Source organism: Hydrogenophaga sp. (assembly GCF_022844385.1).
GTDB lineage: Bacteria > Pseudomonadota > Gammaproteobacteria > Burkholderiales > Burkholderiaceae_C > Hydrogenophaga.
The window spans coordinates 16,735-28,901 of record NZ_JALHLX010000035.1; the positions used below are offsets into that span (position 1 = coordinate 16,735).

Here is a 12,167-nt window from a genome sequence, read left to right on the forward strand (position 1 = left end):
GTCCCACCTTCTTCTGAGACAAGGAAATCCCATGAAACGCAGCCTTTTGTGCCTGTCGATGCTGCTGGCCACGTCCGTGTTCGCCAAGCTGCCCGCACCCGTGCTGACCGAAGAAGCCAAAGCCAAGGCCGAGGAGGCCAAGGCCCGCACGGCCTGGGCCGCAAAGGTGGAAAGCTACAAGCTCTGCCTGTCGATGGACCGGGCCGCAGGCAACTACTTCAAGACGGCAGCTGCCAGCGGCAAGTCCGTCGGTCCTGCCGCAGCACTGCCGGCCTGCGCCGATCCAGGCCCGTTCACTTACGTGGCGGCCGCCGCCACTGCGGTAGCCAAGCCGGTTGAAGCAGCTGGTGCACACTCGCCCTCCACCCAGGCATCCAGCCCTCCGAGCGGCAAGGCGCCAGCTGCGGTACCCACCGGCAAGTGACCGGCCGCAACGCCGCCCATCTCCGGATCTTCTGAAAGTGAAAGGGCCGCACCTCCGGGTGCCGGCCCTTTGACTTTGTTGCCATTGAATCTGCTGTAGTCTGCCGCCATGCCTTTGCCCCACCTCACCCAGGCCCGTGCACCACTGACCCGAGAAGTCGAGGTCACGAACCAGCACGGCGAGCGCGAGTCGATCTTCATTCCGGCGGAGCGCGACCTCACCGTGTATGTGGACAAGCGCGAGCTGGTGACGCTGATGACGCTCGGCGCGCACCCCGAGTGGCTGGTGTTGGGCTATCTGCTCAACCAGCGCCTCATCGCATCTGTGGACGAGATCGAGTCCATCACCGTGGACTGGGAGGTGGGCGCGGCCTCGGTCAAGACGCGGCACGGCATCGACCACATCGAAGAGCGCACTTCCAAACGCGTGGTCACCACCGGGTGTGGCCAGGGCAGTGTCTTCGGCAACCTCATGGACGAGATCGACAGCATCCAGCTGCCGGCCAACATGGTCCTGCGCCAGTCGCAGCTGTACGCCATCGTCAACGCGATCCGGCTCAAGGAAAGCACTTACAAGTCGGCCGGGTCGGTGCATGCGTGTGCGCTGTTCCACGACGACGAATTGCAGCTGTTCGTGGAGGATGTCGGTCGCCACAACGCGGTGGACACCATCGCCGGCTGGATGGCCCTGGAGCAGTCCACCGATTCGCGCCACAAGGTCTTTTACACAACAGGCCGACTCACCAGCGAGATGGTGATCAAGTCGGCCCAGATGGGCGTGGCCGTGGTGGTTTCGCGCAGCGGCATCACGCAGATGGGCCTGGATGTGGCGCAGCGCGTGGGCCTGTGTGCCATTGGTCGGGCCACCAACAAGCACTTCCTGTGCTACACCCACCCCGCGCGCCTGGTGCTTGATGCCGTGCCGCCGCCTGCCCCCGCTGCGCGGGAGCGCGCCGCCAGCACTTCCTGATTCCGCGGGCGCCGCGGGCCGTCCTCACTCGGCGTGTGCCCGGGGGTTCGGGCATAAACTCGGTTCACTTTTTTAGCCGAGAACTCCCATGAGCCGAGACGTCCACGTCATTGACCACCCCCTGGTGCAGCACAAGCTCACGCTGATGCGCCGCAAGGACACCAGCACCAAGAGCTTTCGCGAACTCGTGCACGAGCTCAGTGCCCTGCTGGCCTACGAGATCACCCGCGACATGCCCATGCAGGAAATCGAGATCGAGACCCCGCTGGAAAAGATGACCTCGCGCGTCATCGACGGCAAGAAGGTGGTGCTTGCCTCCATCCTGCGCGCCGGCAACGGCTTTCTCGACGGCATGTTGCAGGTCATTCCCGGCGCGCGCGTGGGGCACATCGGCCTCTACCGCGACCCGGCCACGCTCAAGGCGGTGGAGTACTACTTCAAGATGCCGCAGGACATGCACGAACGCGACGTGATCGTGCTCGATCCCATGCTGGCCACCGGCAACTCGGCAGTGGCCGCGGTCGACCGCCTGAAAAAGACCGGCCCGCGCTCGATCCGTTTCGTGTGCCTGGTCACCTGCCCCGAGGGCATCAAGACCTTCCATGACGCGCACCCTGACGTGCCGATCTACACGCCTGCCGTGGACCGCGGCCTGAACGAACACGGCTACATCGTTCCGGGGCTCGGCGACGCCGGCGACCGCATCTTCGGCACCAAGTAGAGCTCCCCCCGCGCCCCGCCTGCGGCGCGTCACCCCTCAGGGGCAACACCTGCGGCCTGGCAAAGCCAGTTCCGCGGCGTTCTGAACCAATGCACTTCGCGCCGGTCCGATGTGTGGCTTTTGTTGATGCGATAAGGTCCTGCGAATGAGTACACCCATCACCTCCCTGCCCATCCGTTTCTGGACCCTGGGCTGGTCTTCCCTGACCCGTGACTGGCGCGCCGGCGAACTGCGGCTGCTCATGCTGGCCGTGACGCTCGCGGTGGCCGCCTTGTCGGCGGTGGGGTTCTTTGCCGACCGGCTGCAGGGCGGGCTCACGCGCGATGCGCGTGCGCTCATCGGGGGCGATGTCGTCATCAGCAGCGACAACACACCGCCGCCTGCCTTCGAAGAGCAGGCCCGCGAACTGGGTCTTACTGTGGTGCAGACGCTGAGCTTTCCCACCATGGGCCGGGCGCGCGACGAAGAGGGCGGTGCCGCCCGCTTGGTCGCTTTGAAATCGGTGGGCGAGGGCTACCCGCTGCGCGGCAGCCTGCGCGTGGCCGAGACACCCACCGGCACCGATGCGCCCACGCGGGACATTCCCGCGCCCGGTACCGCCTGGGTTGACGCAGCGTTGCTCGTCAGCCTCGACCTGGAGATGGGCCAGCCGCTGCTGCTGGGCGACGCTTCGCTGACCATCGCCCGCGTTATCGTGGTCGAACCTGACCGGGGCGCCGGCTTCATGAGCTTTGCGCCACGCGTGATGATCAACAACGCGGACTTGCCCGTCACCGGCCTGGTGCAGCCCGCCAGCCGCCTCAACTACCGCCTGGCCGTGGTGGGCGACGAAGCCCGCGTGGCCCGCTTCAATCAGTGGGCGCAGGCCGAGGTGGCCAAGCCGGGCGTGCGCGGCATCCGGCTGGAGTCGCTCGAAGGCGGGCAGCCCGCCATGCAGGAAACGCTGGAGCGCGCCGAAAAATTCCTCAACCTTGTGGCGCTGCTGGCCGCGCTCTTGTGCGCCGTGGCCGTGGCCATTGCCGCCCGAGGGTTTGCACAAAGGCACCTGGACGACTGCGCCATGCTGCGCGTGCTCGGCCTCTCCCAGGGCACCATGGCGCGCGCCTACACGCTCGAATTTGCGCTCGTGGGCCTGTTCGCCAGCGCGCTGGGCGTGGCCATCGGCTACGCGGTGCACCATGTGTTCGTGGTGCTTCTCGCGGGTCTGGTCGAGGCCAGCCTGCCACCGCCCGGCATCACGCCAGTGCTGCTTGGGCTGGGCATGGGTCTCACGCTGATGATGGCATTTGGCCTGCCCCCTGTGCTGCAGCTGGCCAAGGTGCCGCCGCTGCGCGTGATCCGCCGCGACGTGGGCCAGCTCAAGCCCGCCACGCTGGCCGTGCTGGCGCTGGGCATGGCGGGATTTGCCGCGCTGCTGCTGGCCGCCAGCCGCGACCTGCTGCTGGGCGGCATTGCGGTGGGTGGCTTCGCTGCTGCGGTGCTGCTGTTTGCCGCAGCCAGCTACGCCGCCGTGCGCCTGCTGCGCGCCAGCGTGAACGAAGCCACCGCGCCGCGTGCGCTCGTCATGGCCACGCGCCAGCTCTCGGCCCGCCCGGCCTACGCGGTGGTGCAGATCAGCGCGCTCTCGGTGGGTCTGCTCGCGCTGGTGCTGCTGGTGCTGCTGCGCACCGATCTCATTGCCAGCTGGCGCAACGCCACCCCGCCTGACGCACCCAACCGCTTTGTGATCAACGTGCAGCCCGAGCAGGGCACCGAGTTCCAGCAGGCGCTGCGCACCGCCGGTGTGGAGCGTTTCGACTGGTACCCCATGATCCGCGGCCGGCTGGTCAGCGTGAACGGTGCGGCGGTGAAGCCCGAGGACTACCCCGACGACCGCGCTGCCCGCCTGGTGGACCGCGAGTTCAACCTCTCCAACACCGCCACGCTGCCCGACAACAACCCGGTGGTGCAGGGCACGTGGACCGAGAACGAAGCCGACGCCCTGAGCGTGGAAGAAGGCCTGGCCGAAACCCTGGGCTTGAAGCTCGGCGACCGCCTGGGCTTCGACATCGGCGGCCAGATTACCGAAGGGCGCATCACCAGCCTGCGCAAGGTGGACTGGGGCTCCATGCGGGTGAACTTCTTCGTGGTGTTCCCCGTGGCCGAGGTGCCCAACGTGCCGGTGAGCTTCATCAGCGCCTTCCGCGCACCCGATGGCGCCAGCGCCGCTGGTGCCAGCTTCGACAACTCGCTGGTGCGCCAGTTTCCCAACATCACCAACGTGGACATGAGCCAGACCATTGCGCAGGTCCAGCGTGTGCTCGGCCAGGTCATCAGCGCGGTGGAGTTCCTGTTTGCCTTCACGCTGGCCGCCGGCCTCGTGGTGCTGCTGGCCGCGATCACCGCCACCCGTGGCGAGCGCGAGCGCGAATTCGCCATCCTGCGCGCTGTGGGCGCGGGCTCCAGGCTGCTGCGCCAGGTGCAGCGCATCGAGCTGCTGGGCGTGGGCCTGTTGGCTGGCTTCCTCGCTTCCAGCGTGGCCGTGGCCGTGGGCTGGGCACTCGCGCGCTATGTGTTCCAGTTCTCCTGGACCGCCTCGCCCTGGGTGCCGCTGGGCGGTGCGCTGGCCGGCGCTGTGCTGGCCCTGGTGGCCGGCTGGTGGGGCTTGCGCAGTGTGTTGCGCACCCCGGTGGTGGAAACCTTGCGCAAGGCCACCGCATGAGCGATCAACTGCAAGAATCAAAGCCGTTTGCCACCCCGTTCGAATGGATCGGTGGTGAAGACAGGGTGCGTGCACTCGTCGACCGCTTCTACGACCTGATGGACATCGAGCCCGGCTACAAGGAGCTGCGCACCGCCCACGGCAACACGCTGGAAGACGCCCGGCAAAAACTGTTCTGGTTCCTCTGCGGCTGGCTCGGCGGCCCGCAGCACTACACCGAAAAGTTTGGCCACCCCCGCCTGCGCATGCGCCACATGCCGTTCTCCATCGGCGTGCAGGAACGCGACCAGTGGCTGGCCTGCATGGACCAGGCGATGGGTGAAACGGGTGTGGACGCCGTGCTGCGCGAGCGCTTGAAGACGAGCTTTCTTCAGACCGCGGACTGGATGCGCAACCAACCCGGGTCCCATGGATGACCGACCCCACCCCCAACGTGGCACAAACCGCGCGTCGCGGTGCCCTGGGCATCGTGGTGTTCTGGCTCGCGCTCATGGGGATGCTCTACCTCGCGTTTGACCACTTCGAGCAAGGCCGCGCAGCCGGCAACCAGGCCTATTCCAACGAACAAGGCGAGCTGGTGATTCCCCGCGGCCGCGACGGCCACTTTCGTGTGCAAGGTCAGGTCAACGGAGAAGCCGTCACCTTCCTGGTGGATACGGGCGCCAGCACCGTGACCGTGAGCGAAGACTTTGCACGCCGCGCCAGCCTGGAAGGCGGTCAGAGCGTGACCTTTCAGACCGCCAACGGCCCACTGCAGGGCCGGGTCTTGCGCCAGGTACCGGTGCAGGCTGGACACCTGGGTCTGAACGGCACCACCGTGGCGGTGGGTCTGGTCGGGCTCGACAAAGACAAGGCCTTGCTGGGCCAGAGCTTTCTGTCGCGCTTCGATATCCAGATCTTGCAGGGCGAGATGCGGTTGACGCCTCGGTGAGCTGTCAGGCGCCGCCCGACCTGAGCAGCACCACCAGCGCCCCGGCCCCACCCTCCGCCGGCCTCGCCTGCACAAAGGCCATCACCTCGTTCTTTTGCACCAGCCAGCGCAGCACACGGTTCTTGAGCACCGGCATGCGCCCAGGTGAGCCCAGGCCCTTGCCGTGCACCACACGCACGCAGCGCAGGCCCTGCTGGTGGGCCTCGCGGATGAAGCGGCCCAGGGCTTCGCGGGCTTCGTCGGTGCGCAGGCCGTGCAGGTCGATCTGGCGCTGGATGCTCCAGCTGCCTTCGCGCAGCTTGCGCATCACGTCCGGCCCCAGGCCCGGGCAGCGGTAGCTCAGCATCTCGTCGGTGTGCAGCAGGGTCTCGATGTCGAAGTCGTCGGACAGCGCTTCGCGCATGACCGAGGCTTCGTCGAGCTGGCGCTGCACGGGCAGCGGCGCCACCGGGACCGGGCGCGGCGCGATGCGGCCCGGATTGGCGATGGCTTGTACCGGTCCCACGGCATGGGCAAACAGGCGGCGTTCGCGTTCGCGCTGCAGCTCGGCCTGGCGTTGCGCCTCGCGCTGGATGGCCTCGGCCGCGGCACGCTCGGCCATGGCGCGTTTGAGCGCCTTCAGGTCGGCCAGCGTGTTGACTTTCATGGCGCGATTGTGACGGAGCAGGTGCCCGCGGCAGACGGGTGGCCCGATCAACCCTGCAGGGTCAGATCAGGCCCATTTCGGCCATGGACGCGGCCTGGTTGCGGGTGACGATGAAGTGGTCGAGCACCTTCACATCCACCAGCGCCAGGGCCGACTTGAGGGTGGCGGTCAGGGCTTCGTCGGCGCGCGAGGGCAGGGCGGTGCCGCTGGGGTGGTTGTGCGCCAGCACCACGGCGGCGGCGTGGTGGTGCAGGGCGCGCAACACGACCTCGCGCGGGTACACGCTGGTCTGCGTCAAGGTGCCGCGAAACAGCTCTTCGAGCGCCACCAGCCGGTTCTGTGTGTCGAGAAACAGCACGGCGAACACCTCGTGCTGGCGGCCACCCAGCTGCAGCTGCAGGTACTCGCGCACCGCCTGGGGGTTCTCCAGGAGCGTTTTTTCCTGCAGACGCTGGGTGAGGGCGCGCCGGGCGAGCTCGAGCACGGCCAGCACCTCGGCGCGTTTGGCCGGGCCCAGACCCTTGATCTGCTTGAGCGCCTCGGCGCTGGTGTGCAGCAGTCCGGCCATGCCGCCGAAGTGCTCCAGCAGCTCCTGCGCGAGCTGCACCACGTGTTTGCCGCGGATGCCGGTGCGCAGCAGCAGCGCCAGCAGCTCCACGTCGCTGAGCGCCCCCGGCCCACGGGCCAGCAGCTTTTCGCGCGGTCGCGCATCGGTCGGCAGGCTTTTGAGTCCCACCATGACAAGGCCATCCATATAGTTTTCCTCCCTGATTCAGCCCGCTTTTTACAATACGGGCACAACGCCATGCGCGGCGCTCCGGTTCGGGGCCCCGTGCCCCACACTCCCCTCATGCTGTCTACACCGCCCATGCCCCACGTCCAAGAAGGCTCTTTCCTCACCCTGCACTACCGCATGTCCGGTCCGCAGGGGCAGGTGATCATCGACACCTTTGCCGGCAAGCCCGCCACGCTGAGCCTGGGCGTGGGTGAACTTTCGCCCGCAATCGAGCAGCGCCTGATGGGCCTGGAAGAGGGCGCCCACACCGTCATCGAGCTGGCCGCGGGGGAGGCCTTTGGCGAACGCCAGCCCGAGATGGTGCAGTGGGTGGCGCGCAAGCTGCTCAGCGAGCTCGGCGATCCGCATGAACGGTATGTGGCGGGCGACGTGGTGCAGTTCCCCACGCCCGACGGGCTGGGAACCTACGCGGGCGCGGCGGTGCAGGTGCGCGAAGACGGTGCCGTGCTGTTCGATTTCAACCACCCGCTCGCCGGCCAGCCGGTGCGGTTTGAAGTGCAATTGATCGGGGTGCTGTGATGCCGAAGTCGCAAGAAATTGTTCTCGCCGAGCCGCGTGGTTTCTGTGCGGGTGTGGACCGTGCCATCGAAATCGTCGAGCGCGCGCTCACCAAGTTTGGCCGGCCCATTTATGTGCGCCACGAGATCGTGCACAACACCTATGTGGTCAACGACCTCAAGGCCAAAGGCGCGATCTTCATTGAAGAACTGTCCGACGTGCCGGCTGGCGCCACGCTGGTGTTTTCGGCCCACGGCGTGAGCAAGGCGATTCAGGACGAAGCGAAACAGCGCGGCTTCAACATCTTCGACGCCACCTGCCCGCTGGTGACCAAGGTGCACGTGGAGGTGGCCAAGCTGCACCGCGAAGGTTTCGAATTCATCATGATCGGCCACAAGGGTCACCCCGAGGTGGAAGGCACCATGGGCCAACTGGAGAGCGGCATCCACCTGGTGGAAGACGTGGAAGACGTGGCGCATGTATCGCCCGCGCAGACCACCAAGCTCGCCGTGGTGACGCAGACCACGCTGTCGGTGGATGACGCAGCCGAGATCCTGGGCGCCGTGAAGGCGCGCTTTCCGCAGGTGCGAGAGCCCAAGCAGCAAGACATTTGTTACGCCACGCAGAACCGGCAGGATGCGGTCAAGCTGCTGAGCCCTCAGGTCGATATCGTGATCGTGGTGGGCAGCCCCACCAGCTCCAACAGCAACCGCCTGCGCGAGGTTGCCATCAAGCTCGGCACCGTGAGCTACATGGTCGACAGCGCCGATGAGCTCCAGGCCGACTGGTTCGAAGGCAAGCGCCGCGTGGGCCTGACCGCTGGCGCTTCGGCGCCCGAGATCCTGGTGCGTCAGGTGATCGAGCGCATCAAGGAGTTGGGCGCCATCTCCGTGCGCACCATGGACGGCCTGACCGAAACGATCAAGTTCCCGCTGCCCAAGGGCCTGAAGATGGACGGCGAAGACGCCGCGCCGCTGCAGCACCTGCGCTGAGCGCCGGGGCACCGCCTGCCCAAACCTACAATCGCCGCATGCTAGACATCGTCCAACTGAGAAAAGACCTCCCCGGGGTCGTCGCGCGGCTTGAAACGCGCAAGAGCCCACAGCCGTTTCTGGACGTGGCCGCCTACCAGGCCCTGGAAACCGAGCGCAAGACGCTGCAGACCCGCACCGAAGAGCTGCAGAGCCAGCGCAATTCGCTGAGCAAACAGATCGGCATGCTCAAGGGCAAAGGGCAGCACGCCGAGGCAGACGCCGTGATGGCGCAGGTGGGCGCGCTCAAGACCGAGCTCGATGCTTCGGGCGCCCGGCTGGAGGTGATCCAGGCCGAACTGCACACCCTGCTGCAAGCCGTGCCCAACCTGCCGCACGAGAGCGTGCCCGTGGGCAGCGACGAACATGGCAACGTGGAACTGCGCCGCTGGGGCACACCGCGCGTGTTCGACTTCGCTGTGCGCGACCACGTGGATGTGGGCACCCCGCTCGGGCTGGATTTTGAAACCGGCACCAAGCTCGCCGGTTCGCGCTTCACCTTCATGCGCGGCCCACTCGCGCGTCTGCATCGCGCACTTGCGCAGTTCATGCTGGATGTGCAGACCCAGGAGCATGGTTACACCGAGTGCTACACGCCCTACATCGTGAACGCTGAAACATTGCGCGGCACAGGCCAGCTGCCCAAGTTCGAAGCCGATCTGTTTGCTGTGAAGAAGGGCGGACAGGACGCCGAGGAAGTGCCCGACCTGCAGGCGCTCTACCTCATTCCCACCAGCGAAGTCACGCTCACCAACGTCGTGCGCGACACCGTGGTGGCCGAGTCCGAACTGCCCATCAAACTCACCGCACACACGCCGTGCTTCCGGTCTGAGGCCGGCAGCGCCGGGCGCGACACGCGCGGCATGATCCGCCAGCACCAGTTCGACAAGGTCGAGATGGTGCAGATCGTGCACCCCGACAGGAGTTACGAAGCGCTGGAAGCCATGACCGGCCACGCCGAAGCCGTGCTGCAGAAGCTGGGCCTGCCCTACCGCGTGCTGGCGCTGTGCACCGGCGACATGGGTTTTGGCGCCACCCGCACACATGACCTGGAAGTGTGGGTGCCCGCGCAAGAAACCTACCGCGAGATCAGCTCGGTCTCCAACTGCGAAGCTTTCCAGGCGCGCCGCTTGCAGGCGCGATTCAAGAACGCACAAGGCAAGAACGAACTCTTGCACACGCTCAACGGTTCGGGCCTGGCTGTGGGCCGCGCGCTGGTGGCGGTGCTGGAGAACTTCCAGAACGCCGACGGCAGCGTGACTGTGCCCGAGGTGCTGCGGCCGTACATGGGTGGGCTGGAGCGTTTGACACCGGCTTGACGTTCACATCGCTTCGCCCGGCAAAAGCCCCGCCGTTGCGGGGCGTTTTCATGTCCGCCACTGGCCTGGCAGGTGATGGACTTCGCCAAGGGCGGACGGCAGCGGCGACGGGGGGCGGGTCGGTATGTGGGACCGGTTGGACAGACGGTGCTTTGCAAAGTGCCCCGGCAGGCGTACACCCGAACTGTCAGCCGTCCACCGGGACAGCCGTCACCCCGGAGGAGTGCCAATTGACCGAGCCAGACCACCCCCGTCAGAACCACCTGTTGTCCTGCTTGCCCGATGCCGAATGGCAACGTTGGTTGCCCCAGCTTGAGTTGGTGGATCTGCCGTTGGGCAAGGTGTTGTACGAGTCGGGGGCACCGCTGACGTACGTGCATTTCCCCACCAGCGCGATCGTTTCGCTGCTGTATGTGCTGGAAAACGGTTCGTCGGCCGAGATTGCGGTGGTGGGCCTGGAGGGTGTGGTGGGCATCTCCATCTTCATGGGCGGTGGCACCACACCCAACCGCTCGGTGGTGCAGAGCGCCGGCATGGGCTACCGGCTTCGCGCTGCAGTCATCAAGGAAGAGTTCGAGCGCTCCAGTGCGGTCCTGCACCTGATGCTGCGTTACACGCAAGCCCTGATCACCCAGATGAGCCAGACGGCGGTGTGCAACCGCTACCACTCGCTGGACCAGCAACTGTGCCGCTGGCTGCTGCTCAGCCTGGACCGCCTGCCCGGCAACGAACTGGTGATGACACAGGAGCTGATCGCCAACATGCTGGGCGTGCGCCGCGAGGGTGTCACCGAAGCCGCGCTCAAGCTCCAGGCTGCCGGCCTCATCCGCTATGCGCGTGGCCACATCTCGGTCCTGGACCGTCCGAAACTCGAGCGCAGAACCTGCGAGTGTTATCAAGTGGTGAAGCGCGAATACGACCGCCTGCTGCCGGACACAACGGCGATCTGAACCACGTCCACCGCCTGGCCGCGTCAATGCTCGGGGGAGGGCTTTTCGACGGCTTCCTCGGGGTTCAGCATCTGTTGGGCATCAGGGTCGGTGTCTTGAGAAGGAATGCCGTGCCCGGGACGGGTCTGCTTCTGCGGGTCTGTCCTTCACCCTACCCAGTGGTCAAGGCCTGGGGCGGGCACCGATCTTCAGATCCACCGCGGCCTTGAGCCGCCTGGCCGTTTGCAGTTGCTGCTGGAGCGTGGGCAGATGCCTGGCGGCAAAGGCTTTGACCTCGGGGTCATGGGCGCTGCGCGAGGCCTCCTCGAACAGCCGCACGCTGGCCTCGTGGCCCACCACGCCGATCTGATGCATGTAGCGCAGATCGAAGTGTTCTTCGCTCAGGTTGACGATCAGGATCCCCTGGCCCTTTTGCACCAGGGACGCTTCGCCCGGTGTCCTGTGGTCCTTCGACGCAGACAGCGTTTGCAGCTCGGCAGAGCGCCGGACCTGGTCATCCATCAGCCGAAGTGCAAAGGCGCGCACCCGTCGGTCGGTCGCCTTGTTGAGCGCCGCCCTGCTGGCCGGCTGTTCTGCATAGCCCTGTTCGGCGACCCGGTCCAGAAACCTCCGATCACCATCGACCAGCTGGTTTCCCATGGCCATGCCGCTGTTCAACAGCACCGCTGCCAAGGTGAACCGCACCCATGTCTGCATACTCACATCGCTGCTCCCGTAACCGTGGACCAAACGACCTGGCCTGGGCCTCGCCACGCGGGACATGGCGACCACAACACACATTCAAGAATGGTCAAGAAGTTCGTTCTGGTCGGTGCGATAGCGAACGTGGGCGCGAGCGTGTGTCCTTGAAGCCTGACTCACTCGGGGGGCATTCACGACGGCCATGGCCTCTGCCAGGGGCCAGCCCCTACCATTTCTCACCGATGTGGCAGCACACCGCACATCGGATCCTCATGACAACACGCCACCACAACAGTGGCCAGGAGAGACCCCTTGAAGACCACTTTGATTGCTGTTCTTGCGCTGGCGCTTGCCGGCTGTGCCATCCCCGCAGCCCAAGCACCGACCCTGTCGATCCTGGTGGATCTTGACCCGGCCAGCACCGACCGGACAGTGATCATCGAGAGCATCACCGCCGACCGCAACGGCGTGCTGTACGTGGCCGACCGGGTGTCGGGCAA

The 12,167-nt window shown here is 66.2% G+C and carries 14 protein-coding genes; 11 read left to right on the forward strand and 3 right to left on the reverse strand.

Going from position 1 to position 12,167, the window contains the following annotated elements; translation table 11 throughout:
* The first annotated feature begins 31 nt into the window (after positions 1–31).
* The 6 genes from Q0C59_RS08835 to Q0C59_RS08860 all read left to right on the forward strand — a co-directional run bounded on the left by Q0C59_RS08835 (position 32) and on the right by Q0C59_RS08860 (position 5,746).
* Positions 32–424, forward strand: a complete 393-nt coding sequence (locus tag Q0C59_RS08835) for a hypothetical protein (protein ID WP_291214208.1) — start codon at positions 32–34, stop codon at positions 422–424.
* A 108-nt stretch (positions 425–532) separates the two neighbouring features.
* On the forward strand, positions 533–1,393 hold the full coding sequence (gene fdhD / locus Q0C59_RS08840; protein WP_291214210.1) for a formate dehydrogenase accessory sulfurtransferase FdhD: 861 nt from the start codon (positions 533–535) through the stop codon (positions 1,391–1,393).
* Positions 1,394–1,481: 88 nt separating this feature from the next.
* On the forward strand, positions 1,482–2,114 hold the full coding sequence (upp, locus tag Q0C59_RS08845; protein WP_056272841.1) for a uracil phosphoribosyltransferase: 633 nt from the start codon (positions 1,482–1,484) through the stop codon (positions 2,112–2,114).
* Between the two features lie 145 nt (positions 2,115–2,259).
* On the forward strand, positions 2,260–4,815 hold the full coding sequence (locus Q0C59_RS08850; RefSeq protein WP_291214213.1) for an ABC transporter permease: 2,556 nt from the start codon (positions 2,260–2,262) through the stop codon (positions 4,813–4,815).
* Positions 4,812–5,231: a group II truncated hemoglobin gene (locus Q0C59_RS08855; RefSeq protein ID WP_291214215.1), complete on the forward strand. Its 420-nt coding sequence runs from the start codon at positions 4,812–4,814 to the stop codon at positions 5,229–5,231. Before Q0C59_RS08850 ends, Q0C59_RS08855 begins: the two co-directional genes overlap by 4 nt.
* Positions 5,228–5,746, forward strand: a complete 519-nt coding sequence (locus tag Q0C59_RS08860) for a TIGR02281 family clan AA aspartic protease (RefSeq protein WP_291214217.1) — start codon at positions 5,228–5,230, stop codon at positions 5,744–5,746. Before Q0C59_RS08855 ends, Q0C59_RS08860 begins: the two co-directional genes overlap by 4 nt.
* Positions 5,747–5,750: 4 nt before the next feature.
* Here the strand turns inward: Q0C59_RS08860 and Q0C59_RS08865 are convergent, their stop codons facing one another.
* Together Q0C59_RS08865 and radC are read right to left on the reverse strand one after the other, a co-directional pair.
* Entirely contained in the window at positions 5,751–6,392 is a 642-nt protein-coding gene (locus Q0C59_RS08865; RefSeq protein WP_291214219.1) for a Smr/MutS family protein, read from the reverse strand.
* A 61-nt stretch (positions 6,393–6,453) separates the two neighbouring features.
* The gene (gene radC / locus Q0C59_RS08870; protein ID WP_291214234.1) at positions 6,454–7,128 is read right to left on the reverse strand and encodes a DNA repair protein RadC; all 675 of its coding nucleotides are present in this window, start codon (positions 7,126–7,128) and stop codon (positions 6,454–6,456) included.
* A gap of 132 nt (positions 7,129–7,260) precedes the next feature.
* Between radC and Q0C59_RS08875 the strand changes: the two genes are divergently transcribed.
* From Q0C59_RS08875 to Q0C59_RS08890, 4 genes are all read left to right on the forward strand, one after another.
* Positions 7,261–7,707, forward strand: coding sequence for a peptidylprolyl isomerase (locus Q0C59_RS08875; RefSeq protein WP_370654214.1), 447 nt, complete (start codon positions 7,261–7,263; stop codon positions 7,705–7,707).
* A complete protein-coding gene (gene ispH / locus Q0C59_RS08880; protein WP_291214223.1) occupies positions 7,707–8,678 on the forward strand; it encodes a 4-hydroxy-3-methylbut-2-enyl diphosphate reductase in 972 nt (323 codons plus the stop codon). Before Q0C59_RS08875 ends, ispH begins: the two co-directional genes overlap by 1 nt.
* Positions 8,679–8,716: 38 nt before the next feature.
* Entirely contained in the window at positions 8,717–10,036 is a 1,320-nt protein-coding gene (gene serS, locus Q0C59_RS08885) for a serine--tRNA ligase (protein ID WP_291214224.1), read from the forward strand.
* Positions 10,037–10,266: 230 nt separating this feature from the next.
* Positions 10,267–10,986, forward strand: a complete 720-nt coding sequence (locus tag Q0C59_RS08890; RefSeq protein ID WP_291214226.1) for a Crp/Fnr family transcriptional regulator — start codon at positions 10,267–10,269, stop codon at positions 10,984–10,986.
* A gap of 162 nt (positions 10,987–11,148) precedes the next feature.
* Here Q0C59_RS08890 and Q0C59_RS08895 read toward each other — a convergent pair whose 3' ends face one another.
* On the reverse strand, positions 11,149–11,748 hold the full coding sequence (locus Q0C59_RS08895) for a DUF4142 domain-containing protein (protein WP_291214228.1): 600 nt from the start codon (positions 11,746–11,748) through the stop codon (positions 11,149–11,151).
* Between the two features lie 231 nt (positions 11,749–11,979).
* Between Q0C59_RS08895 and Q0C59_RS08900 the strand changes: the two genes are divergently transcribed.
* Positions 11,980–12,167 (forward strand): hypothetical protein (locus tag Q0C59_RS08900; protein WP_291214230.1); only part of this gene is annotated, 188 nt, incomplete at its 3' end.